Annotated in this window: 24 protein-coding genes; all 24 read left to right on the top strand. The window is 36.2% G+C overall.

Features of this window, described 5'->3' with window-relative positions; all coding sequences use genetic code 11:
• Position 1 precedes the first annotated feature (1 nt).
• The 24 genes from truB (at position 2) to PRVXH_RS06740 (ending at position 24,097) form a co-directional block, all read left to right on the top strand.
• Complete coding sequence (truB, locus tag PRVXH_RS06855) at positions 2–871, top strand: tRNA pseudouridine(55) synthase TruB (protein WP_353892046.1); 870 nt, start codon at positions 2–4, stop codon at positions 869–871.
• Between the two features lie 14 nt (positions 872–885).
• Positions 886–1,794: a bifunctional riboflavin kinase/FAD synthetase gene (locus tag PRVXH_RS06850; RefSeq protein WP_353892045.1), complete on the top strand. Its 909-nt coding sequence runs from the start codon at positions 886–888 to the stop codon at positions 1,792–1,794.
• Between the two features lie 119 nt (positions 1,795–1,913).
• A complete protein-coding gene (gene rpsO, locus PRVXH_RS06845; protein WP_353892044.1) occupies positions 1,914–2,174 on the top strand; it encodes a 30S ribosomal protein S15 in 261 nt (86 codons plus the stop codon).
• Positions 2,175–2,283: 109 nt separating this feature from the next.
• On the top strand, positions 2,284–4,398 hold the full coding sequence (locus tag PRVXH_RS06840) for a polyribonucleotide nucleotidyltransferase (protein WP_353892043.1): 2,115 nt from the start codon (positions 2,284–2,286) through the stop codon (positions 4,396–4,398).
• 94 nt (positions 4,399–4,492) lie between these two features.
• A complete protein-coding gene (locus PRVXH_RS06835) occupies positions 4,493–5,512 on the top strand; it encodes a polysaccharide deacetylase family protein (RefSeq protein ID WP_353892042.1) in 1,020 nt (339 codons plus the stop codon).
• Between the two features lie 69 nt (positions 5,513–5,581).
• On the top strand, positions 5,582–5,755 hold the full coding sequence (locus PRVXH_RS06830; RefSeq protein ID WP_353892041.1) for an aspartyl-phosphate phosphatase Spo0E family protein: 174 nt from the start codon (positions 5,582–5,584) through the stop codon (positions 5,753–5,755).
• 13 nt (positions 5,756–5,768) lie between these two features.
• Positions 5,769–6,014, top strand: coding sequence for a YlmC/YmxH family sporulation protein (locus PRVXH_RS06825; RefSeq protein WP_353892040.1), 246 nt, complete (start codon positions 5,769–5,771; stop codon positions 6,012–6,014).
• Positions 6,015–6,073: 59 nt separating this feature from the next.
• Complete coding sequence (locus tag PRVXH_RS06820; protein ID WP_353892039.1) at positions 6,074–6,646, top strand: hypothetical protein; 573 nt, start codon at positions 6,074–6,076, stop codon at positions 6,644–6,646.
• A 106-nt stretch (positions 6,647–6,752) separates the two neighbouring features.
• Complete coding sequence (gene dpsA / locus PRVXH_RS06815; RefSeq protein WP_353892038.1) at positions 6,753–7,613, top strand: dipicolinate synthase subunit DpsA; 861 nt, start codon at positions 6,753–6,755, stop codon at positions 7,611–7,613.
• Positions 7,614–8,207 (top strand): dipicolinate synthase subunit B, encoded by a 594-nt coding sequence (locus PRVXH_RS06810; protein ID WP_353892037.1) that lies wholly within the window; start codon positions 7,614–7,616, stop codon positions 8,205–8,207. It abuts the gene before it with no gap.
• Positions 8,200–9,417, top strand: a complete 1,218-nt coding sequence (gene dapG / locus PRVXH_RS06805; RefSeq protein ID WP_353892036.1) for an aspartate kinase — start codon at positions 8,200–8,202, stop codon at positions 9,415–9,417. Before PRVXH_RS06810 ends, dapG begins: the two co-directional genes overlap by 8 nt.
• A 4-nt stretch (positions 9,418–9,421) precedes the next feature.
• A complete protein-coding gene (dapA, locus tag PRVXH_RS06800) occupies positions 9,422–10,291 on the top strand; it encodes a 4-hydroxy-tetrahydrodipicolinate synthase (RefSeq protein WP_353892035.1) in 870 nt (289 codons plus the stop codon).
• A 264-nt stretch (positions 10,292–10,555) separates the two neighbouring features.
• Positions 10,556–12,205 (top strand): ribonuclease J, encoded by a 1,650-nt coding sequence (locus PRVXH_RS06795; protein WP_353894554.1) that lies wholly within the window; start codon positions 10,556–10,558, stop codon positions 12,203–12,205.
• A 206-nt stretch (positions 12,206–12,411) separates the two neighbouring features.
• Entirely contained in the window at positions 12,412–13,074 is a 663-nt protein-coding gene (locus PRVXH_RS06790; RefSeq protein WP_353894553.1) for an ATP-dependent Clp protease proteolytic subunit, read from the top strand.
• A gap of 13 nt (positions 13,075–13,087) precedes the next feature.
• Positions 13,088–13,306: a YlzJ-like family protein gene (locus PRVXH_RS06785; protein WP_353892034.1), complete on the top strand. Its 219-nt coding sequence runs from the start codon at positions 13,088–13,090 to the stop codon at positions 13,304–13,306.
• Between the two features lie 156 nt (positions 13,307–13,462).
• A complete protein-coding gene (gene uppP / locus PRVXH_RS06780) occupies positions 13,463–14,293 on the top strand; it encodes an undecaprenyl-diphosphatase UppP (RefSeq protein ID WP_353892033.1) in 831 nt (276 codons plus the stop codon).
• 16 nt (positions 14,294–14,309) lie between these two features.
• Positions 14,310–16,625, top strand: coding sequence for a DNA translocase FtsK 4TM domain-containing protein (locus PRVXH_RS06775; RefSeq protein ID WP_353892032.1), 2,316 nt, complete (start codon positions 14,310–14,312; stop codon positions 16,623–16,625).
• Positions 16,626–16,745: 120 nt separating this feature from the next.
• Complete coding sequence (locus PRVXH_RS06770; RefSeq protein WP_353892031.1) at positions 16,746–17,483, top strand: GntR family transcriptional regulator; 738 nt, start codon at positions 16,746–16,748, stop codon at positions 17,481–17,483.
• Positions 17,484–17,542: 59 nt separating this feature from the next.
• Positions 17,543–18,652: a BMP family ABC transporter substrate-binding protein gene (locus PRVXH_RS06765; protein ID WP_353892030.1), complete on the top strand. Its 1,110-nt coding sequence runs from the start codon at positions 17,543–17,545 to the stop codon at positions 18,650–18,652.
• A gap of 106 nt (positions 18,653–18,758) precedes the next feature.
• Positions 18,759–20,324 carry an ABC transporter ATP-binding protein gene (locus tag PRVXH_RS06760; RefSeq protein WP_353892029.1) on the top strand — a complete coding sequence of 522 codons (1,566 nt, stop codon included), beginning with the start codon at positions 18,759–18,761 and terminating at the stop codon, positions 20,322–20,324.
• Positions 20,317–21,402, top strand: coding sequence for an ABC transporter permease (locus tag PRVXH_RS06755; protein WP_353892028.1), 1,086 nt, complete (start codon positions 20,317–20,319; stop codon positions 21,400–21,402). The genes PRVXH_RS06760 and PRVXH_RS06755 overlap by 8 nt, the downstream gene beginning before the upstream one ends.
• Complete coding sequence (locus PRVXH_RS06750; protein ID WP_353892027.1) at positions 21,402–22,304, top strand: ABC transporter permease; 903 nt, start codon at positions 21,402–21,404, stop codon at positions 22,302–22,304. Before PRVXH_RS06755 ends, PRVXH_RS06750 begins: the two co-directional genes overlap by 1 nt.
• A 161-nt stretch (positions 22,305–22,465) precedes the next feature.
• Positions 22,466–23,230 (top strand): DUF3388 domain-containing protein, encoded by a 765-nt coding sequence (locus PRVXH_RS06745; RefSeq protein WP_353892026.1) that lies wholly within the window; start codon positions 22,466–22,468, stop codon positions 23,228–23,230.
• Positions 23,231–23,236: 6 nt separating this feature from the next.
• Positions 23,237–24,097 carry a RodZ domain-containing protein gene (locus tag PRVXH_RS06740; protein WP_353892025.1) on the top strand — a complete coding sequence of 287 codons (861 nt, stop codon included), beginning with the start codon at positions 23,237–23,239 and terminating at the stop codon, positions 24,095–24,097.
• Positions 24,098–24,109 lie beyond the last annotated feature (12 nt).

The following is a 24,109-nucleotide window of genomic DNA, read 5'->3' as shown; positions in this document are numbered from 1 at the left end:
TATGGATGGTATTATAAATGTTTTAAAGCCCCCTGGTAAAACATCTCATCAGGTAGTGGCTGAACTAAGAAAAAAATTAGGAATTAAAAAAATAGGGCACACCGGTACATTAGACCCTAATGCTGCTGGTGTGCTGCCTATCTGTATTGGCAAAGCGACACGGGTCAGTCAGTATGTCATGGATTTTGATAAAGTTTACAGAGCTGAGGTAACCTTAGGTGAAAAATCTGACACTGGCGATTTATACGGAAACGTAACAAAACAAGAACTGCCAAAAGATTTTAGTTTAGAAAGAAATGCTCTAACAGAAATTTTAAATGGTTTTGTTGGTGAAATAACACAAACGCCACCAATGGCATCAGCTATTAAGGTTAAAGGCAAGAAGCTTTATGAGTATTATCGTCAAGGAAAAGAGGTAGAGGTGCCAACTAGGAAGGTGCAGGTATATAAAATAGAGTTGATTGACACCCCCTTTAAACAGGATAAGTTTTATATTGATGTGACTTGTTCAAAGGGCACTTATATAAGATCGCTTTGTACAGATATCGGTGACGTAGTTGGGTATGGTGGTTTAATGTCTTTTTTACTAAGAACAAAAGTTGGACCTTTTAATATTGAGACAGCAACTCCTCTATCACAAATCGAAAAGGACAAAGTGCCGGAAATGCTTTTTCCATTAGACACGGTGTTAGTAAAGTTTCCTAAACTAACTTTAGATGATGATAGCAGTCAAGCAATTATCCACGGTAGGAAGGTTAATATAGATACTGAAGTAGAAGGAACAGTAAGACTTTACAATAGGCAAGGTGATTTTTTGGCACTAGCTAATTCAGCAAGAGGTAGCCTTAAACCTACTAAAGTTTATGCTTAAGAGGAGCGGGTGAAATGGAAGTTATATTTGGCTTAGAAAAAATCAAACTAATTCAAGGGAGTTCTTTTGTTACAATAGGTAACTTTGATGGTTACCATAAGGGTCATAAACAATTAGTGGAAAAGGTTAAGGAAAAAGCAAAAAGCTCTGGAGGCAGTTCAGTTATAATCTCTTTTTTTCCCCATCCTCAGTCGCTTTTTGTTCCTGATTTTAAAGTGATTAACCCCATAGAGATAAAAGTGGAGAAACTAAAGAAAACGGAAGTAGACTACTTGATAATTATTCCATTTACTAAGGATTTTGCTGGTTATTCGCCTAAAAAATTTGTGCAAGAAATTTTGATTAACAAACTTAAATGTAAAGGACTAGTTATAGGATATGATTTTTGCTTTGGAAGAAATGGCGAAGGAAACGCCAAATTTTTAAAGAAGTATTCAGAGTTTAATACAGAAGTTTTGGATGCAGTAACTTTTGACAATGTTGTAGCATCAAGCACTTTACTTAGGAAAGCTTTATTAGATGGGGATATTCAATTATTCTATAATGTAGCTGGAGAATATCCGATATATTCCGGGATTGTGGTTAGTGGTTTAGGTTTGGGAAAGAAAATGGGTTTTCCCACTGCTAACTTCTATCTTAATAGCAACACTTTATACCCTAAAAATGGTGTATATGCTGTTAAAGTTAAGGTGGATGGCAAAACTTTTTCTGGGGTGGCCAACTTCGGCACAAAGCCAACTATAGGAAACAATAAGTATGGTGTGGAAGTTCATATCTTCGATTTAGAAAAGACTTTATATGGGAAAATGGTATGTATAAGTTTAGTTAAATTTTTAAGAAGTGAACAAAACTTTGAAAATAAAATAGAGTTAATAAATCAAGTAAATAACGATATAAAGGATGCCAGAAGGATTCTAACATAGTAATTCTTTACATTTGGGTAGAAATATGATAAACTTTTTATTGTTAAGTTCCTTACGCTCTGTTTATCGACTCACCGACGGTACACTGGGCTAATGGAGAAATTTTAGGAGGTGAAACAATGACTTTTGATAAACAAAAAGTAATCGAAGAGTTTAAAACTCATGAGGGAGACACTGGTTCTCCAGAGGTACAAATCGCTGTATTAACTCACAGAATTAACCAACTAAACGATCATTTTAAAACTCATAAAAAAGATTTCCATTCTAGAAGAGGACTTCTAAAAATGGTTGGTAAAAGACGTAATCTTTTGAACTACTTAAAAGATAAAGATATCGAGAGATACAGAACCCTAATCGAAAAGCTAAACATTAGAAAGTAAATAAAGCGGGATTAATCCCGCTTTATTTTTAATTCAGTAAATTCAAAATAGTGTTGAAGGCATATTATTCCTATAAAAAGGGATAATATTATCTGAAAGGAGGATGACGATGAGTAAAGTTTATAGTTACAATTTTGCTGGGAGAGAGTTGGTCGTAGAAACCCAAAAGTATTCTCAGCAAGCAAATGGTTCTGCAATGTTAAAGTACGGTGACACTTCGGTGTTGGTAAATGCCACAGCTTCTAAGGAAGCTAAGGAGGGTGTAAACTTCTTTCCGTTAACAGTTGATTATGAGGAAAGACTTTATGCTGTTGGAAAAATCCCTGGAGGGTTTATCAAAAGAGAAGGTAGGCCATCAGAAAAAGCTGTTTTAGCTGCGAGGTTAACTGATAGGCCACTTAGACCATTATTTCCAGAAGGTTTTAGAAATGCGGTCCATGTAGTTTGTACTGTTATGTCTGTAGATCAAGATAATTTGCCAGAGATTACAGCAATTAACGGTGCTTCTATAGCATTATGCATTTCAGATATTCCTTTTGACGGACCTGTTGGTGCTGTTTCAGTAGGATTAATTAACAATGAAATTGTTATAAACCCTACTTTTGAGCAAAGAGAGCATACTGATTTAAACCTTACCGTAGCAGGAACTGAAGAAGCAATAATGATGGTGGAAGCAGGTGCTAACGAAGTTTCAGAGGATATCATTTTAGAAGCTTTGATGAAAGCTCATGAAGAAATTAAAAATATTGTCAGCTTTCAAAAAAAGATAATTGCAGAAATTGGCAAAGAAAAGATGGAAGTACACCTACATAAAGTAGATGAAGAAGTTGACCAAAAAGTTCGTGAGATTGCTAGCAATCCATTAAAACAGGCTATTCAGACCTTTGATAAGCTTGAGCGTGAAACCAATATTAACAATGTAAAAGATGATGTTTTTACCACGCTTGAGGGCTTTTATGGCGATCAATTTGAAGAAAAACAAGCAGATATTAGCGAAGTTATTTCTATAATTGTGAAAGAAGAGGTAAGAAATAGTATATTAAATGAAGGTATTCGCCCAGACGGACGTAACCCTGATGAAATAAGACCGATTAGTTGTGAGATTGATATACTACCTCGAACTCATGGCTCTGGTCTGTTTAAAAGAGGACAAACTCAAGTACTAAGTGTTTGTACATTAGGACCATTAGGAGATGTTCAAATCTTAGATGGAATAGACTTAGAGGAGTCTAAGCGTTATATACATCACTATAATTTCCCGCCTTTTTCTGTTGGAGAACCAGGGTTTATGAGAGGTCCAGGTAGAAGAGAAATTGGCCATGGTGCCTTAGCAGAACGGGCTTTAGAACCAATGATTCCATCTGAGGAGGATTTCCCTTACACAATCCGCTTAGTTTCAGAAGTTCTAGAATCTAATGGTTCATCATCAATGGGTAGTGTATGTGCCAGCACCCTATCTTTAATGCACGCCGGTGTGCCTATCAAAAAACCTGTCTCAGGCATTGCCATGGGCTTGGTAATAGGTGAGGACAAGCATCAAGTTCTTACAGATATACAGGGAATGGAAGACTTTTTAGGAGATATGGACTTTAAGGTGGCTGGAACAGAAGATGGTATCACCGCTCTACAAATGGATATAAAAGTAGCAGGTATCAATGAAGACATACTATCTAGTGCTATAAAATCAGGTAAAAGAAATTACCTAAAGATTATGGACAAAATGTTGCAAACAATTGATAAACCAAATACCTTACTATCCAAATATGCACCTAAGATTATGCAGTTTAAGATTAACCCTGATAAGATAAGGGACGTAATTGGCCCGGGTGGTAAAATGATAAACCAAATCATAGATCAAACTGGGGTCAAGATTGATATAGAACCTGATGGCAAGGTGTTTATCGCTGCTGTCGACCAAGAATCAGGAGATAAAGCTTTAAAAATTATTAAAGATTTAACTGCTGAAGTGGAGGTTGGCAAAAAGTATCAAGCAAAAGTTACAAGAGTGGAAAAATATGGAGCTTTCGCTGAGGTTTTACCAGGAAAAGAGGGGCTAATCCATATTTCTCAGCTGGATCTAGAAAGAGTAAATAAAACAGAAGATATTGTAAACCTAGGTGATACAATCGAGGTAAAAGTTACTGATATCGATGAAAAGGGACGTATCAACCTGTCTAGAAAGGCTCTTCTCAAAGAAGACCAACAACAAAATAAAGAAAACTAATAAAAAAAGCATCTGCTAAAAGATGCTTTTTTTATTAGTTTTGTAATACCTACCCAATCCTCGAAATACTATTATTTATATAGGAGGTGGAGATATGGCGATATACATAAAAACATTAAGATTTAAAACTTTAATTACGGTAGTTTTAATAAAGGTATTTTTAATATTATTAATAGTTGGAGCATCGTTTTATAGTTCTGTTTCAACGGTTAATGCCAACGTAGTTTTCGGGGATTTCAACCTCGGTGGAGTGAAAAAAGATGAGGTAGAAAATTACTTACGATCTGTTGCTAGTAACTATGAGAGAGAACCTAAAAGTGCTTACATCGATCCTGAAACACAGAGTTTGATTCCTCACTTAAATGGCTTTGAGCTAAATATAGAGAAAACAGCGGAAAAAATCATAAATTCTTCAAAAGGAGAAAAAGTTATTCCATACCTTAACACAATAGAACCAGAAAAAACCATAGAAGATTACGCAGATGTTCCAATTTACCAAGGGCATCCAAGTAAAAAGATGGTATCTTTTGTAATTAATGTCTCATGGGGTACAGAATACTTACTTGAAATGCTAGATATATTAAAAGAACATGAGTGTAAAGCAAATTTTTTTTTAGTTGGAAAATGGGCTGAAAAAAACACTCAGATTGTAGACAAAATACAAAAGCAAGGCCATGTAATTGGTAATCACGGCTATTCCGATCCCTATATGAGTAAGATAAGTGATGATAAAATCATAGAAGAAATTAACAAAACAAATGAGGCTATTTATAAAGCAACTGGTAAAAAGGCTAATTTTTTTAGCCCACCTTATGGTGAGAAAGAAAAAAGAATTTTCCAAGTGGCTCATAAAGAAGGAATGACAAACGTATTATGGAGCTTAGATACAATTGATTGGCAGCGACCTGGTTCAGAAAATATGTCAAATAGAATTATTGAAAATATACACAATGGGGCAATTATTTTGATGCATCCTACGGAACAAACACCATTAGCTTTAGAAATGATGATAGAAGGTATTAAGGAAAAAGGGTATGAGATTGTACATATGGATAGAATGTTATGCCCAGACTTTCAAAAAGAAGATATTACAAAAATCGATCAAAATTTTTAACCAATTTAAAGGGAATCTCCACTGTGTTCACGAATATAGTAACACTAACTCTTAAAAGCAGGTGAGACCATGACTGAAATAAGTTATAAGAAAAAGCAAATTAAATCTGAAATTGAACAATTAAGAAAAGAGTTAAATGAAGGATATAACTCTAAGGACACTTTAGATAATAAAAAATTATTAAGAATAAGCATGGAATTAGATAATAAAATAAACAAACTTATGCAGCTTCAAAGGAAATAAAGGAGGCTACGGCATGCGTTTTTCTGAGCTTGATAGCAAAGAGATTATTAACTATAGTGATGGTAAAAAGCTAGGAGTTGTAGGAAACTGTGACTTAGTAATCGATATTGAAACAGGTGGAATCAAGGAACTTATAATTCCAGATAAAGCAAACGTTTGGAGCACACTTTCAGGAAACACTAAAAGTGTCACCATACCTTGGTCTTCAATAAAAAAAATTGGCCAAGACACTATAATCGTTAATGTAGATGAAGAATAAAATAATTTTAAACCTCCTCGGATATCATAATAATGATATTAAAATTAGGAGGTTTTTTAATGGCACAAAAAATAATAGGTTTGTTCACTTCTAGACAACAAGCAGAGGAAGCTGTAAAAACGTTAAGACAAGATCAATTTGCAGGAGAAATCTCTATTGTTGCAAAAGACAAGCAACAGGGACAACAAAATAACCCCGAAGTTGAAGATACTAACTATAGGGTGGAAAGTAACGAGTACAGGCAGAAGTACAGTGATTCTGGATTTAACACAGAAACGTCCGCTAATAAAGATAGTGAGTTATCCTTTGAAGATCAAAACCTTACCGACGGCACATTGACAGGTGGAGCTCTAGGCGGATTGGCAGGACTTGCTGTGGGAGCAGGAGCTCTAGTAATTCCAGGGTTAGGCCCTATAATTGCAGCTGGTCCAATGGCGGGTATATTAACAGGCGCCCTAACAGGTGGCGTTGCCGGAGGTCTTGTTGACTATGGGATTCCTGAAGAAAGAAGTAAGCACTATGAGTCGAAAGTCCAAGAAGGACATATTCTAGTTATATTAGAGTCAAATGATACTGAGGATGCAGCATCGATAATGCGTGAAAAAGGCGCTCAAGATGTTGAAAGTCATTAAATCAAAAGCTACTGGTTCTAGCCAGTAGCTTTTTTTTATGTTTTTTGCACTTTTTTTAGTGACTTTTGCTAAACAATTATCATATGTTATATCAGAGGTGATTTAAATGTGTAATATTCATCTTATCGGTGGTGACGATAGGGAACTTTATCTAGCAGAAAATCTTAAAGAAAAAGGCTATAACGTCAGCCTTTGGGGTTTTGACTTAAAGGGATTTAACAAGTTTGATGTGGGGGCAATTGGTGAATCTATTCAACCAAATGATAAAATCGTTTTCCCTATGTCAGGCACTAGCGAGCATGGAGTTGTTAAGTCGCAATACTCAAAAGAACCCATAGTGGTTGAAGAATCTTTCTTTATTCAACTACCCCAAAAAACCTTAATATGCATAGGATGGGCTAGAAAGTGGTTTTTGAGCTTAGCTGAAAAATATAATTGCAAAGTTATAGAGATTGCAGAAGATGATGAACTAGCTATCTTAAATTCAATACCTTCTGGTGAAGGCGCAATTCAGATGGCAATGGATAACTCAGAAATAACTATCCATGGTTCAAAAGCAATAGTAATTGGGTTTGGTCGTTGTGGAACTACCTTAGCTCGTATGCTACAAGGATTAGGAGCTAAAGTAACTATAGTAACTAGAAACCCAGTTAACCTTGCAAGGGCCTTTGAAATGGGGTTTTACGGAATTCATCCACAAAAAGCTAAACAGCATTACTCCAAAGCAGAGTTAATTTTTAACACTGCACCCTCAATGGTCTTAGACAAAAAAGCTCTTGAATCATTAAAAAATGTTGAGGTTATTATTGATATCGCTTCTGCACCTGGGGGGGTAGATTTTGCGTATGCTAAAAAGATTGGAATTAAAGCTCTTTTAGCGCCAGGACTTCCTGGGATCATAGCACCAAAAACTGCAGGCAAAATTTTAAGCGAGGTACTTCCTAAATTTTTAAAGGAGGAGAGATAAGTGTTAAAAGGCAAAAAAATAGGTGTTGTTATTACAGGATCTCATTGCACGTTAGAAAAAGCAATGATTCAATTGAAAGAACTTAAAAAGCAAGGGGCAGAGCTTTTCCCGATAATATCTTCCTCAATGTTTCTAGATACTAGATTTGGCAAAGGTAGCCATTGGATAGAAGAAATTAAAGAAATAACTCAAAAACCCGTAATATCAGGTGTAGTTGAAGCAGAACCCATCGGGCCAAATAAATTTTTAGATATTTTAATCGTTATCCCATGCACAGGTAATACTTTAGCAAAATTAGCTAACGCTATCACGGACAACGGAGCATTGATGGCAATAAAAGCCCATTTAAGAAATAATAGACCAGTAGTATTGGCGGTTTCCACCAATGATGGACTTAGTCAAAATGCTTCGAACATTGCTAGGTTGATAACACATAGAAATATATTCTTCGTACCTTTTGGCCAAGACAATCCACAAGGAAAACCCTTTTCACTAGTGGCAAACTTAGATAAGGTCCTTCCAACAATCGAAAAAGCGTTATCTAAAAACCAAGTACAACCAATTTTGATTGAGTATAAAGCAAAAAATGATTAAAGTACAAAAGTTTGGGGGGACATCGGTCGCCACAGAACAGCAAAGAAGAAATATAGCACAAAATGCAGTAGTTCAAATACAAAAAAATAATAACCTAAAACTAGTTCTAGTAGTTTCTGCTATGGGGAGAGAAGGTTCACCTTATGCTACAGATACCTTGCTAAACCTACTAAAAAAGCATTCCGAAACTTCTAAATCAAAAATTGACTTACTTTTATCCTGTGGAGAGATTATATCAGCAGTTCTTTTAGCATCAGAAGTTGAGTCGCATAATGTTCAATGCTCTATTTTAACAGGCTGGAACATGGGAATCAAAACCGACACTAAATTCACAAATGCAAATATTTTAGAAGTAAATGATACAAACTTTAAAAAAGCCTTTAAAGAGCATTCAATTATTGTTATTCCAGGATTTCAAGGCCTGACAAACACTAATGAAATCTCCACTTTAGGAAGAGGCGGAAGCGATATAACCGCAGTGGCAGTTGGAGATGCCTTAAAAGCAGAGTCGGTTGAAATTTTTACAGATGTAAAAGGAGTTATGACTGCAGATCCTAAAATTGTTCCTAGCGCTCACAAACTAAAGGAAATAACTTATGAAGAAATCTTCCAAATGGCCAACGGTGGTGCTAAAGTGATACACCCTAGAGCAGTAGAAATGGCCATGAAAGCGAACCTGAATTTATGGATAAAATCTACGGATTTTAAAGACCAAGGAACATCTATTAAAAAAGTTCACTCTTTATTGCATGATAATAAAACTACTAACAAAATAATTACTGGTATAGCAGACATTAAAGGACTGCTTCAGTATTCAGTTTACTTTGATAAAGAAGATAAAAGATTAGAATTAGAGCTTTTCAAAAGAATTGCAGATAACGATGTAAGCTTAGACTTAATTAATCTAACTCCTAAGCTGAAAGTATTCACTGTACCTCAGAAAGATCGTCAAGAGGTTGATAAAGTACTAAATTATCATAATTTATCATATGAAGTTGTAAAGGACTGTACAAAAATCACGATAATTGGAGCAGCAATGGAAGGAAAGCCAGGAGTCATGTCTAAAATTTTGGAACCATTATTTGAATCTAAAATTCCTATCCTACAAACAGCAGATTCTCATGTTAATATTTCTATACTAGTAAAAAGTGTTTATGCAAAAAGTGCCATTAACGCACTTCACAAGTCTTTAATTGAAAAAAGGTGGTGAAAGAATGTTTGGTGAAGTTTTAACGGCCATGGTAACACCCTTTGATGAAAACGGTAAATTAAACCTAAAAACAGCGCAAAGATTAGCTAGACATTTAATAAAAAAAGGTAATGATGGATTGGTGCTGGCTGGCACTACAGGTGAATCACCTACCCTAACTTTAGAAGAAAAAATAGATCTTGTTGATGCAGTATGTGATGAGATAAAGGGAAGTGGTAAAATACTAGTCGGTACGGGGAGTAATAGCACCAAAGAAACTATCGAAACTACCAAAATTTTCGAGCAAAACACCAATATAGATGGGGTAATGGTAGTAACTCCATACTATAATAAACCAACGCAACAAGGAATCGTAGACCACTATTTCAAAATAAGCGCAGTTACCTCTTTGCCAATAATGATTTATAACGTTCCCAAAAGAACAGGTACTAACATTGAGGCTCAAACTGTAAAACAACTTGCAACCATGGAGAATATAGTTGCCATAAAGGAAGCTAGCGGAGACCTAAACCAAATAAGTAATATACACAGAATTTGTAAAAATTCAATCAATATTTATAGTGGAGAGGACCATTTAACTTTGCCGATGTTGGCAGTTGGAAGCAAAGGGGTAGTTTCAGTTGCAGGTCATGTAGTGTCACAATATATTAAAGAAATGATAACTGAGTTTAGTGTAGGCAATACCCAAAACGCTCAAAAAATTAACTCTAAGCTTTTGCCTGTATATGAGGCATTATTTATGGAGAGTAATCCTATCCCTGTCAAAAAAGCTGTAGAACTCCTTGGTTTCGAAGTTGGCAATTGTCGACCACCATTAACTACTCCAACTAAAAGTACAATTGAAAGCCTAAAAAACATTTTAAAAGAATTATAATTAAAGAAAAGTAAAACGCTATGTATGATAGCGTTTTACTTTTCTTTGTAGGAGTCATTTGTAATATCAGCTTAAATGATGTATAATACCAGTAACTGGTTTTGTTCGGGGAAGTAAAAATAACAAGGAGGTGGCTTTTTTTTGGCCCAAGAAAATAACAACAAAAATACAAATACAAAAAGAACTACTACTAAAAACTCTAAGCCAAGAGCAAACAACACTAGTAGGCCAAGGAAGAACGGTAGAAACTTAGGTTCAGTCAAGGTGATACCTTTAGGCGGTGTTGGCGAAATAGGTAAAAACATGTTTTTAGTGGAGTATAAAAATGAAATTATAGTAATTGATGGTGGACTTAAGTTTCCTGAAGATGACATGCTAGGTGTAGACCTAGTCATTCCAGATTTTTCTTACTTAGAAGAGAATCAAGATAAAGTAAAGGGAATTTTAATAACCCATGGTCATGAAGACCATATTGGAGCATTACCATATATACTTAAGCGAGTAAACAAGCAAGTATACGGTACGAAATTGACGCTAGGTTTGTTAGAAGGAAAACTTAAAGAACATGGTCTGCTAAATAAAGTTAAGACAAACACTATAAAACCAGGTAGCAGCTTAACTTTAGGAGATAACTTTAAGGTGGATTTCTTTAAAGTAAACCACAGTATACCCGATGCTGTTGGTATGGGAATTCACACACCTGTTGGAACAATAATTCATACAGGAGATTTTAAAATAGACCAAACACCAGTTGATGGAGAAATAACCGACTTTCAAAAGATCTCGGAATTAGGTAAAAAAGGTGTGTTAGCCTTAATGGCTGATAGTACCAACGCAGAACGTCCGGGTTTCACTATGTCTGAAAAGGTAGTGGGTTCCACTATAGATGAGATTTTTAGACTAGCGAAAGATCGTATTATCGTAGCAACCTTTGCATCAAACGTCCACAGATTACAACAAGTATGTGACGCTGCTTATAAATATAATAAAAAGGTATGCGTCAATGGAAGAAGTATGGTCAATGTTGTAAATAAGTCGATGGAGCTAGGATACTTAAATATCCCTAGTGATTTATTAATAGAAATTGATGATATTGGTAATTACAACTCCGAAGAAATAGTGCTAATCACTACAGGAAGTCAAGGAGAACCGATGTCTGCGTTGACAAGAATGGCTAACTCCGAACATAGAAAAGTAAGCATTATCCCTGGGGACACTGTCATCATAGCTGCTTCACCTATCCCAGGTAATGAAAAGTTTGTATCTAAAACGATAGACAATTTATTTAAAAGAGGGGCAGATGTAATATATGAGTCTGTTTCAGGAATACATGTATCAGGTCATGCAAGTCAAGAAGAGCTAAAACTAATCTTAAACCTCGTAAAACCGAAATATGTAGTTCCTATACACGGTGAGTATAGACACAATGTACATCTTGCTAAAATAGCAGAGTCAACAGGGGTTGACCGAAATAATGTCTTAATGCCGGAAATCGGAGACATTATGGAGTTTAACCGAAAAACTGCTAAAATCTCAGGCAAAGTAAATGCTGGCAGTATCCTAGTTGATGGTCTTGGTGTTGGAGACGTAGGCAACATAGTGTTACGCGACAGAAAACAACTTTCACTTGACGGTATATTAATAGTTGTTGTTACGCTTCAGCGTGGTACTAATAAAGTTATGGCGGGCCCTGATATTATAACAAGAGGGTTTGTCTATGTCAGAGAATCTGAAAAGCTGATTTCCGAAGCAAAGGTCACAGTTGAAGGCACACTTGAGAAATGTAGAGCAAACAACAAAAAAGAGTGGTCTCAAATTAAAAACGACATTAAAGACGACTTAAGCAGAAGATTGTATGAAAAAACAAGAAGAAGACCTATGATACTTCCAATAATTATGGAAGTACCTAAATAACCATTAACCCTTTGAGGCTATTTAAAGCTTCAAGGGGTTTTTATTTATTTAATTGAATATAAAACAGTGTTGTAACAAAAAATAACCATAGGCTTAATTACAATGCTTAAGGAGTGATTAGTTTGAAAAATTTAGATAACAATAACCCCAATCCAGCACAACCGGCGCAACCTCAGCAACCCACCCCGCCACAGCAGCCACCTCAAATGAACCAAAAGATAAACAACATTCAACAAGTGGGGCAAATTAACATACCTGATATGGACAAAAGCATACACGTGATGCCGATAATAGGTCAGGTAGAGGGCCATCAAGTTTTACCACCACAAAACAAAACTACAAAGTACGAGCACATAATACCTCAACTTGTAGCTGTGGAACAAAACCCAAATATTAAGGGGTTATTGCTTATACTAAACACAGTTGGGGGCGATGTAGAAGCAGGATTGGCAATCTCTGAAATGGTAAAGACCATCTCCAAACCAACTGTCTCTTTGGTACTAGGAGGAGGCCACAGTATAGGAGTACCTATAGCAGTCTCCACAGATTATTCTGTAATTGCTGAAACAGCAACCATGACAATTCATCCTGTAAGATTAACAGGTCTTGTGGTTAGCGTTCCTCAAACATACGAATATCTTGATAAGATGCAAGAAAGGATTATTCGTTTTGTTGCAGAAAACTCTCGAATGACTGAAGGCAGGTTTAAAGAATTAATGTTCCAAACAGGAGAGTTAGCTAGGGATATTGGTACAGTTCTTGTTGGACCAGACGCAGTTAAAAATGGTCTTATAGACACTGTAGGTGGGCTAGACTCTAGTGTTAGCAAACTGAGAGAATTAATGTCGCAAACAAATAACATTCAATAAGAGGGGTGATTTTTTGAGTTCATTGTTGTACACTCCCATGCCAGAACATGCCCTTTATGACCATAGTGTAGAACCTAAGCAGTTACATGAGATCCATCTAGAAGGAAACACTATTTTACAAACAGAAAAATTAGAAGAAGGGTATAAAGTAGTTCGGGTTATAAGCTCCGACTGTCAAAACTATCTAAACCCTCTTTTTCAACCGGGATCTATAATAAACTTTAAAGGTTAATTAAAGAAGCTGCCTCTTAAGGAACGAAACCTGTTTCTGAGACAGCTTCTTTTTATTCTTATAGTGAGAGTTGGCTTACTGTATCTTTTTTTATTCCCATTAGTGTGATATAATTTTTTTGGAATTAGATGTAAATACTAAAGTGGAGGGGAAGATATGTCATTACTACATGCTTTAATAGTTGGGTTAATACAGGGACTAACTGAGTTCATACCAGTTAGTAGCTCTGGACACCTAGTGCTTGCTCAGTCTTTGTTAGGCATAGATCAACCGGGGATAACTTTCGAAGTAGTGCTGCATTTTGGGACTTTGGCATCTGTTTTTTGGGTTTTTTGGAAAGATATTATATCGTTAATAAAAGCTGCATTTACTTTCCCAAAAGTTTTGCTAAAAACACCCGACTTTGATACTCTTAAATATAAACAAGAAAGATACTTTATCATACTACTGATTATAGCGACTATCGTAACAGCGGGTATTGGACTTGCATTTGAAGACTTTTTCAAAGGAGCATACTCCAATGTTACTATGGTTGGCTTTATGCTTCTTGTAACTGGTGGGATTTTATTTTTAACTAGTATTGTAAAACCAAAAGATAAAGGAATTGAAAAAATGAAAGTTAAAGATAGTATCTTAGTTGGACTTTTCCAAAGTTTTGCGATATTTCCGGGTATTTCCAGATCAGGGTCCACTATAGCAGGTGCGATTTTTTCAGGTTTAAATAGAGAAACCGCTATAAGGTTTTCTTTTATTTTATCAATTCCCGCCATATTAGGTGCTACCCTACTAGAGCTAATCGACGCACTTAAATTAGGCTTTGAAAAAGACTTGATTTTGCCATATATAGTTGGCTTTTTAGTTGCTGCAATTTCTGGGATTGTTGCAATTAAATGGTTGGTTTCAATATTGAACAGGGGTAAATTATACTATTTTTCATTTTATTGTTGGGTAGTGGGTATAACTGTTCTTGTATTGGCAGCATTTTAATTAAGGAGAGGATTATATGTCGCCAAAAAGAAAGAGAAAACGTAAAAACAAAAAAATATTTGAAAAAGAAATTTATGCTGTAATCTTAGCTACGTTTTCGGGTTTGGCAGTAGCAAGCCTTTTAGTTCCTAACCAAGTTGGACAGATAGGGCTATTTGTTCATAATACTTTGGTTACCTTAGCAGGAAAAACATCTGTGGTAATACCGCTATTTTTGTTTATCTATAGTATAAAGTTGATGTTTAAAGATGACAGTTCACTTAAACTTACTGGCAGGCTATTAGGATCTTTGATTTTGTTTTTTTGTTTTTTACTATCTGCCCATATTATGGCTGCGGAGGGAATGGAAGAGTACTCTTTTAAAAACTTATGGGACATTGGAATACAGGGTGAAGGAGGAGGAATTCTTGGCGCAATTTTAGCCTCTATATTTCTTCAAGGATTTGGGTACATCGGAACGCTTATAACAGTAATCTCGTTTATGGTTATCGGTGTTGTGTTACTAATAGACATATCCATTTCTTCCATATTAAAAAAGGCTTTTGAGTTCTTTAAAAGATCATTAGTATATTTTGTCAAAGTAATAGCTAACATCTCAAAAAATACTGTAGAAAGCTTTAAAAGCTATTTGTCTAGCTCTAAAAAAGATGATGAATTAAGCGCTGTAGATGACATAGAAGAAGAGACAGAAAATTACATGGATGATGGTATATATGATGAAAGCTATACAATTGAAGACTATGAGCAACCTCAAAGTGCAGATAGTGATGACTCTGCTATTGATATAGATGATGCTCCAACCGCTACAACTAAAGATGGTTCAGTAGTTATATCCTTCCCTCAATCGGAGAGAAAAACTAAATCAACTCCTACGGTGAAAAAGTCTATGACAGAAGATAAAAGTGTTCAAGCTCCTATAAAACCATATAAATTGCCGACCTTAGACATTTTGCAAAAAGCAATTAGGTTAAAAGAAAATAGCAAAAAAGTTGATATTCAACAACAAGGCAAAAGGTTAATTGAAACACTAAATAGTTTTGGTGTTAAAGCAAAAATTACTCACATTCACAGGGGCCCGACAATAACAAGGTTTGAATTACAACCGTCTGTTGGTGTCAAGGTCAGTAAGATTTTAAATTTAAGCGATGACCTTGCCCTAAACCTAGCCTCCGCAGATATTCGCATTGAGGCACCCATACCAGGAAAGTCTGCTATAGGAATAGAAGTCCCAAACACTTCTAAAACTACAGTATACCTTAGAGAAGTCCTAGAGTGCGAAGAGTTTGAAAATAGTTCATCAAAACTTTCTATCGGACTAGGAAAAGATATCTCCGGCCAGCCGATTATTGCCGATTTTAAACAAATGCCACATCTACTTGTAGCTGGGGCAACTGGTGCAGGTAAAAGTGTTTGTATAAATTCTCTTATAGCGAGCATTTTGTTTAAAGCTAAACCTGATGAAGTTAAATTTTTAATGATAGACCCTAAGGTGGTGGAGCTTAATGTTTATAATGGAATTCCTCATTTATTATCTCCTGTAGTTACCGATCCCAAAAATGCATCATATGCCTTAAAAAAGATGGTTAAAGAAATGGAAGACAGGTATGCAAAATTTGCTTCATTAAATGTTAAAGATATAGCAAAATACAATGCTCATAGTAAAACAGATGAAGATGAAAAAATGCCTTATATTTTTGTAATTATCGATGAGCTAGCTGACCTTATGATGGTAGCATCTAACGAAGTAGAAGATTGCATATGTAGGCTTGCTCAAAAGGCCAGGGCTGCTGGAATCCACTTAGTAGTGGCAACACAACGCCCATCTGTAGACGTAATAACTGGTATAATCAAAGCTAACATTACTTCTCGTATTGCTTTTGCAGTGTCTTCTGGTGCTGATTCTAGAACTATTTTAGATGCTGGTGGTGCAGAAAAGCTTTTAGGAAAAGGGGACATGCTTTTTTACCCTGTAGGAGCTTCTAAACCGTTAAGAGCCCAAAGCTCTTATATAGACGATGAAGAAGTTGAGAAGCTAGTTGAATTTGTCAAAGAGAATCAACAGCCTACTTATGATGAAAAATTCGAAGTAAGTAGTGAGGAAGTGCAAAAATCAGAAGAGCTTGATGATCTTTTTAATGACGCAGCTGAGCTTGTAGTTGAAAATCAGCAGGCATCGATTTCATTGCTACAGCGACGCTTTAGAATTGGATATAATAGAGCAGCTAGAATAATTGATGACTTAGAGAAAATGGGGATAGTTGGTGGGTTTGAAGGAAGTAAAGCAAGAGAAGTTTTAATTTCTAAAAATAATCTTGAAAAAATATTAAACTAAAGAAGGAAATATAAAAATAATGTCGAATATAAACGAGGAAGATGATAGACGTTTGACATCTAACATATAAACTATCATTTGAGGTTTTAAGCTATCATTTGGTTAAGGGAGAGGGAAGTTATGGTTGCAGTAAAGCCGGATTCTAGACCACTATATTTATTAGTAAAAGATCGTCTTTTGGAAATGATAAAAAAAGGGACCTATCCATTAGATAGTAAGTTACCATCAGAGTTTGAGTTATCAAAGCTTTTTGGTGTTAGCAGACCTACTTTAAGAGAAGCGTTAAGGGTCCTTGAGGAAGAAGGTGTGTTAATTCGTAAGCATGGGATTGGCACATTTGTAAACTCTCCTAAATCGACAATCAAAAGCGGTATAGAGAAATTAAACTCTGTTACTTATGACATAGAGTCCCTAAACTATAGAGCAGGCACTAAGTTGATTAAGTTTAATTATGCAACGCCTTCAGAGATAGTTAAAGAAAAGCTTGGCCTCTCTAATGGCGAAAAGGTTGTGCAAATTAAGCGCATAAGAACTGCCGATGGTGAACCTGTAGTTTATTGTGTAGATAGTATCAAGGCCTCGGCAAGCTTTGATTTAGAAGATTTTAAAAGCCTAGAAAATTCTTTGCTGGATTTGCTTAAACAAAAATATTCTATAAATATTAGCTATGCCATAACTGAAATAGTACCTGTTATAGCTGATGAGTTATTAGGAGAGTATTTGGGAAAAATAAATAAAGATCCGATACTACTTTTAGAACAAGTTCATTACACAAAAGAAAATTCTCCAGTATTGTATTCTGAAAACTATTTCAAAAGTGATCGCTTTAAGTTTCAGGTCATTCGTAAAAGAGTCTAAATTTTAAGGTGAATTTCACCTTAGTTAATAAACCTAAAAAATTCAAGGGGGTAATTTTGTTGAAAAAGTCATTAATTTTGATTTTAGCTTCCATGATGGTGCTTACATTTGCACTAGCTGGTTGCGGAACAGGTTCAGACACCGATGATAATGGTGCAGATGAAAACGGCGCCGAAAATGGTGTTGCAGAAGATCCAACAAGAGTTGGATTGGTGCTTTCTACAGGAGGTCTTGGTGATCAATCATTTAACGATGCAGCTTACAGAGGATTAGAGCAGGCAGAACAAGACCTAGGCATCGAGTTTGATTACATTGAGCCAGAAGATTCAGCGGAAGATGAAAATGCTCTTAGACGTTTTGCTGAGCAAGACTATGATCTTGTAATAGGCGTAGGCTTCCAGATGCAGGATACTTTAAAAGAAGTAGCTGAAGATATGGACCACATAAACTTTGCTATCGTAGATGGCGGTTATGCTGAAATTCCTGATAATGTAGCTACACTAAACTTTGCACAGCATGAAGGGTCTTTTCTTGCAGGTGCTTTAGCAGCTCTTGTTACCGAAGTTAACACAATTGGTTTTATGGGTGGAGTAGAGTCTGCTCTAATTACTCAGTTCCAAGCTGGTTTTGAGCAAGGAGCGACACATGTAAACCCTGACGTAGACATCGATGTAAGATATGTAGGTGATTTTGGTGATATTGCAAGAGGCCGTGAGACAGCTCGTGGTCAAGTAGAGAGAGGCGCAGACGTTATCTATCATGCAGCTGGAGGATCAGGTACTGGATTGTTTGAGGTAGCAGAAGATGAAGAAATTTATGCAATTGGTGTAGATTCTAACCAAAACATGGTAGCGCCTGGATATGTTATCGCTAGTATGCTAAAAAGAGTAGACACAGCAGTGTATAGTATAACAGAATCAGTAGTAAACGATGCTTTTGAAGGAGGTAAAGATTATATCTTTGACCTTTCGGATGATGGCGTTGGTCTTACCTCGTTGACAGATTTAGATATCGAAGAGGAAGATGCTGCTGAAACTGAAAGAATCACTCAAGAGCAGCTAGAGGCGATTCAAGAAATGAAGCAATCAGTAACAGCTGAGCATGCCGAGACAATTGAGGAGCTAAGACAGCAAATTATAAGTGGTGAAATTGTAGTAGACACAGAGTAAATGGTTACAATATTACTGTCACACCTAAACAGGTGTGACAGTAATTCTATACAAATATAGTTTTACATATGCTTAGTAATCAAAACAAACGTTAGGGGGAAATTGCATGTCCTCAGAGAATAAAGAAGCGCTAAAAGAAGAATTAATTTTGCAAATGAAAGGCATTACTAAAGTTTTCCCAGGTGTAAAAGCCAATGATGATGTTAATTTAGAGGTTAAAAAAGGTGAAATCCATGCCTTAGTTGGGGAAAATGGAGCCGGAAAATCAACACTGATGAATATCCTCTATGGACTGTATCAACCTGAAGAAGGTGAAATTTTTTACAACGGAAAAAAAGTTACCTTAGACGGTCCTATGGCCTCAATCAATTTAGGTATTGGTATGGTTCACCAACATTTTATGCTAGTTGAGCCTTTAACTGTAACTGAAAATATAATGCTAGGTAGCGAGCCGACTGTCGCTGGACTTTTTACTGATAAAAATAGTGCTACCAAAAAAGTTAAAAGCATCTCAGATAAATATGGATTAAAAGTAAACCCAAATGAGACCATCGAGGAAATCCCTGTGGGAATGCAACAGCGAGTGGAAATTATAAAAACTTTGTACAGAGGTGCCGACCTACTTATTTTTGATGAGCCAACAGCTGTTTTAACTCCTCAAGAGATTGAAGAGCTGTTTGAAATTTTTAAAACTCTTAAAGACCAAGGAAAGACAATCATTTTTATAACCCATAAGTTAAAAGAAGTAAAAGCGATTTCTGACAGAATTACTGTACTTAGGCAAGGGAAAACAACGGGAACTGTTGAAACGGAATCGGTTTCTGAAGAAGATATAGCAAAGCTTATGGTAGGAAGGAATGTTCTTTTAAAAGTTGATAAAAAGGAAGCTCAGCCAAAAAATGTTGTATTAAAAGTAGAAAATCTCACCTATAAGGATAGTCGAGGTGTTAACATATTAAAAGGTGTATCATTTGACATAAAGGAAGGGGAAATTCTAGGCTTTGCTGGCGTTGAAGGTAACGGTCAAAGTGAGCTAGTGGAAATTTTAACTGGCTTAAAAAAGGCAACTTCAGGGAAGGTTACGCTTAAAGGCAAAGATGCAACTAAAGCCACTCCTATGCAATTTAAGAAGTGGAAGGTGGGGCATATTCCAGAAGATCGTCATAAACGTGGTCTGATTTTGGATTACAATCTGGCTGAAAATATGGTCATGGGCTATCATGATACTCGCCCTTTTAGCCAACCATTTTATATGAATTTTAATGCAATAAACGCCCATGCAGATAAGCTGATTCCTGAATACGACGTTCGGACACCTGGAAGTCATGTTAAAGCTAGAGCGCTATCAGGTGGAAATCAGCAAAAGGTTATAATTGCAAGAGAGTTTTCTCAACAACCAGACTTTCTTATAGCTTCTCAGCCTACACGAGGGGTTGATATAGGAGCGATTGAGTTCATTCATAGACGAATTATAGAACAACGAGATGAAGGCAAAGCAGTTATGGTAGTATCTGCTGAGTTGCACGAAGTAATGTCTCTAAGTGATCGAATTGCGGTAATCTATGATGGAAATATTATTGATATAGTAGATGCTAAAACAGTAGATGAGTTCCAGCTGGGAGCCATGATGACTGGTTCTACTCCTAAAAAGGAGGAATCTGACAATGAGTAACAACTTAAAAAGTACACTAATAACTTTAGGGTTCGCCTTTATTGCCATTTTTGTGGCACTAGTTATTGGGGGAATATTAATTCAATTTACCACTGAAGCTACTGTAATAGAAGCATATACAGCACTGTACAACGACGCATTTGGTGATTTAAGAAGCATTCTAAACACCTTATGGCGCTCTACCCCCCTCATTTTAACCGGATTAGCTGTCGCTTTTGCATTTAAGTGTGGATTATTTAACATTGGAGCTGAGGGCCAGCTGTTAATTGGTGGTTTTGTAGCCGGTGTAGCAGGATATGCAATTACTGGGCTACCTGCTGTTATCCATGTGACTTTATGTATAGCTTTGGCTATGCTAGCAGGAGGAATATGGGGAGGTATCCCGGGAATACTTAAGGCAAAACTAGGGGTAAACGAGGTTATAAACACAATCATGCTAAATCTTATAGCTTTGCAAATCACTGTGCGCTATGGCATACAGCAGCTAAGGTTAGAGGGAGCTGCAGATAATACCCCGAGAATAGAAGAAACTGCTGAACTTACTAGGTTTACTGATACTTTTATAAACGACATATTTGATTTACCTGGTGGTGTGAGAGTGCACACAGGCTTAGTTTTAGCTTTGTTAGCCGCAGTATTTGTGTGGTATCTATTGTTTAAAACTAGAACTGGTTATGAGATAAGAGCAGTTGGAATCAACCCAAGTGGTGCTGAATATGGTGGTATTAACGTAGCAAAAAACATATTTTTAGTAATGTTTATAAGTGGAGCGCTAGCTGGACTGGGTGGTGCAGTAGAGGTGCTAGGTACTCATAGGTACTTTACATCCGGTCTAGACGCAGGGCTAGGCTTTACAGGTATAGCAGTAGCTCTTTTAGGAAACAACAATCCAGGTGGAGTAATTTTGGCTGGCATACTTTTTGGCGCTTTAACTCAAGGTGGTATGGGTATGCAGTTTGCAGGGGTACCTAGAGAAATTGTTACCATAATTCAAGCTCTGGTTATTTTCTTTATGGCATCACTGCAGATGTTTAAAATATTTATTGATAAAAGAAGAGCTAAGGAGGTGGCCAAATAATGCTAGATATTTTAACTCAAATCTTTTCGCTTTCCATGATGTTTGCTGGTTTAAGGATGGCCACACCGTTAATTTTAGCTTCTTTAGGAGGAATTTTATCTGAACGCTCTGGCGTAATAAACATTGCGCTAGAAGGCATGATTTTAACAGGGGCTTTTTTCGCCGTGTGGGGAAGCTACACGACAGGGAACCCATGGTTTGGTGTTCTTTTAGCTATTGTAGCTGGCATGGTGTTAGCTTCGATACATGCTTTAGTAAGTGTTTACTTTAAAGCTGATCAAGTGGTAAGTGGTACAGCTATCAACATACTTGCTACCGGCCTAACTGTATACCTTTTACAAATACTATTTGGTGTTTCAGGTACATCACCACGGGCAGTTCGACTACCTGCATGGAGTTTAGGTACAGTATCCTTTAATCCAATGGTGTATTTAGCACTGATACTGGTGCCGATAATTTGGTTTGTTTTATATAAAACCCCGTGGGGACTTAGAATAAGAGCTGTAGGCGAACATCCACAAGCTGCAGATACTGTTGGAATAAACGTAAACCGCTGGAGATTTATCTGTGTTACATTAAGTGGTGCCTTTGCTGGCTTAGCTGGAGTTTCTATAGCAATAGGAGAGGGCTCATATTTCGTAAATGGAATGAGTAGTGGTAGAGGATTTATTGCATTGGCTGCAATGATCTTTGGCAAATGGAATCCTTTTGGAGCTTTAGGAGCAAGTTTACTTTTTGGCTTTACTGAGGCAATTGCATTAAGGGCTGACTTTCAATACATCCCTTCGCAACTTGTTAGAACATTACCTTACATTATTACAATCATAGTGTTAGCTGGTTTTATTGGAAAGGCTAGGCCTCCTAAAGCGGTGGGCAAACCTTATAATAAAGGTGAACGTTAATTCGATAAAAGGATATACTGCCATTTTTAGGTGGTATATCTTTTTTTGTGTTCATTCTAGTTTTTTTGTGATATATTATCTATGGAACTAATTTTTTATTTGGTTTAAGCACTGGTATTTGCTATAATTAAATTAAATTTACTTTGAAAAAGGTGATAGCTATGGAGTGGTATTTTGAGTACCAAATAAACGACAATAAACCAGGGTTATTAGGGGATGTAGCAACCTTTCTAGGCCTTTTAGAAATTAACATCAAGATGATTAACGGCTTAGCACCAAAAACTAGGGGGCTTCTTATACGCGCTGATGATCACTCAAAAATTGTCACCTTAAAAAGAGCTCTTGCATCCTCTAATAATATTGAAGTTACTGCTATTAGAAGACCTACATTGATTGATAAAATTAACCTTCAGCATGGTAAAATGATTCATAAATCGAAAACATCTCCAAATACATATTCTTTCACCCGTGATGATTTAGGGATGCTAGTAGATTTTATGGGAGGTTTAATGCAGAAGTCATCAAATGCCATTATAGGAGTTAGAGGTATGCCGCAGGTAGGTAAAACCGAAGCAATTATTGCTGCTTGTGTTCATGCAAATAAAAAATGGGTATTAGTTTCATCAACTATGATGCGACAAGTTATTCGGGGACATTTAATGGATGATGAATTAAATTCTGAATGTGTCTTAGTTATCGACGGCATTGTATCTTCGCTTAGATCCAATGAAAATCACAAGAAGTTAGTCGATGAAATAATTAGACTTCCTATCCCAAAAGTTATAGAACACCCTGATATTTTCTTAAGGGAAAATGATTATACTTCTAAATTAATAGATTATACAGTAGAGTTAAGGCGCTCAGAAGATGAAGAAATAAACTACGAGTTTGTAAACCAAAGCTTTTCATCCTTTGATATTAGTTAGTGGGAGGTGATTGTTATTAAATTAAATGAGATAGGGCAAACATTACAAAGCACCCGTAAAGAAAAAGGATTAACAATTGAAGATATAAGTTTGAAAACTAAAATTAAAAAACAGCATATTGTGGCAATAGAAGAAGGAGATGAAAAAGCTCTACCTCCAAGAACGTATTTACTTGGATTTATAAAGCTATATGCCAAAGTTTTGGAACTGGATATACAAGATTTACTAGATATCACCCCAACTGTTAAGCGCTCAAAACCAAAAAGAAAACAACAAAGAACTCAGCCTATAAATCGTAGCAGTACTAAATCTAGCTTTGATTTAAAGGGGATTATATTTATACTTACTTTTATCTTTATTATTGGGTTTAGTGGTTATTTAACGTTAGGTTACTTATTTTCGTCCACGCAGCCCATTGGCGAGAATAACCAAATTGAATCCCCAACCGCAACAGAAAATGGGGCTGATGATGTAGGAACTTCGGAGGATAAAAAGGACGACGAAGATAATAAAGATGATGATGAGGTTGAAAAACCCATAGAAGAAGATGAAAAGCCGCAGCTCACTATTGAAGAAGATAACACTGAAACTGATTACTACTATTATCTATCTTCACAAGAGCCTGTAGAGTTAAAACTAATATTTTCCGAGCCATGTTGGGTAAGAGTTACAGTAGGTGACGAAATTGTTCATGAAAACACCCATAACTTAGGTGATTCTTTTGAGGTTGAACTTGAAAAAGATGCAAAGGTTAGAATTGGCAATCCACAAGGGGTGCAATTTGTAATATCTGATGTAGAAGTTGATTTTTTTGAAGATAATAGTCCTAAAGAAGCTCATTTTAAGTTAGTTACTGACGAGGAATAACTTTCTCGTCTT

Source organism: Proteinivorax hydrogeniformans, from assembly GCF_040515995.1.
GTDB classification, from domain to species: Bacteria; Bacillota; Proteinivoracia; order Proteinivoracales; family Proteinivoracaceae; genus Proteinivorax; species Proteinivorax hydrogeniformans.
Note: the sequence above shows the minus strand (reverse complement) of the source record. Positions and strands in the feature narration are given on the sequence as shown.

Bases quoted from the DNA above. Each gene is read 5' to 3' on its own strand.
- truB (WP_353892046.1), top strand. From the start codon at position 2: ATGGATGGTATTATAAATGTTTTAAAGCCCCCTGGTAAAACATCTCAT.
- PRVXH_RS06850 (WP_353892045.1), top strand. From the start codon at position 886: ATGGAAGTTATATTTGGCTTAGAAAAAATCAAACTAATTCAAGGGAGT.
- rpsO (WP_353892044.1), top strand. From the start codon at position 1,914: ATGACTTTTGATAAACAAAAAGTAATCGAAGAGTTTAAAACTCATGAG.
- PRVXH_RS06840 (WP_353892043.1), top strand. From the start codon at position 2,284: ATGAGTAAAGTTTATAGTTACAATTTTGCTGGGAGAGAGTTGGTCGTA.
- PRVXH_RS06835 (WP_353892042.1), top strand. From the start codon at position 4,493: ATGGCGATATACATAAAAACATTAAGATTTAAAACTTTAATTACGGTA.
- PRVXH_RS06830 (WP_353892041.1), top strand. From the start codon at position 5,582: ATGACTGAAATAAGTTATAAGAAAAAGCAAATTAAATCTGAAATTGAA.
- PRVXH_RS06825 (WP_353892040.1), top strand. From the start codon at position 5,769: ATGCGTTTTTCTGAGCTTGATAGCAAAGAGATTATTAACTATAGTGAT.
- PRVXH_RS06820 (WP_353892039.1), top strand. From the start codon at position 6,074: ATGGCACAAAAAATAATAGGTTTGTTCACTTCTAGACAACAAGCAGAG.
- dpsA (WP_353892038.1), top strand. From the start codon at position 6,753: ATGTGTAATATTCATCTTATCGGTGGTGACGATAGGGAACTTTATCTA.
- dapG (WP_353892036.1), top strand. From the start codon at position 8,200: ATGATTAAAGTACAAAAGTTTGGGGGGACATCGGTCGCCACAGAACAG.
- dapA (WP_353892035.1), top strand. From the start codon at position 9,422: ATGTTTGGTGAAGTTTTAACGGCCATGGTAACACCCTTTGATGAAAAC.
- PRVXH_RS06790 (WP_353894553.1), top strand. From the start codon at position 12,412: ATGAACCAAAAGATAAACAACATTCAACAAGTGGGGCAAATTAACATA.
- uppP (WP_353892033.1), top strand. From the start codon at position 13,463: ATGTCATTACTACATGCTTTAATAGTTGGGTTAATACAGGGACTAACT.
- PRVXH_RS06775 (WP_353892032.1), top strand. From the start codon at position 14,310: ATGTCGCCAAAAAGAAAGAGAAAACGTAAAAACAAAAAAATATTTGAA.
- PRVXH_RS06770 (WP_353892031.1), top strand. From the start codon at position 16,746: ATGGTTGCAGTAAAGCCGGATTCTAGACCACTATATTTATTAGTAAAA.
- PRVXH_RS06760 (WP_353892029.1), top strand. From the start codon at position 18,759: ATGTCCTCAGAGAATAAAGAAGCGCTAAAAGAAGAATTAATTTTGCAA.
- PRVXH_RS06755 (WP_353892028.1), top strand. From the start codon at position 20,317: ATGAGTAACAACTTAAAAAGTACACTAATAACTTTAGGGTTCGCCTTT.
- PRVXH_RS06750 (WP_353892027.1), top strand. From the start codon at position 21,402: ATGCTAGATATTTTAACTCAAATCTTTTCGCTTTCCATGATGTTTGCT.
- PRVXH_RS06745 (WP_353892026.1), top strand. From the start codon at position 22,466: ATGGAGTGGTATTTTGAGTACCAAATAAACGACAATAAACCAGGGTTA.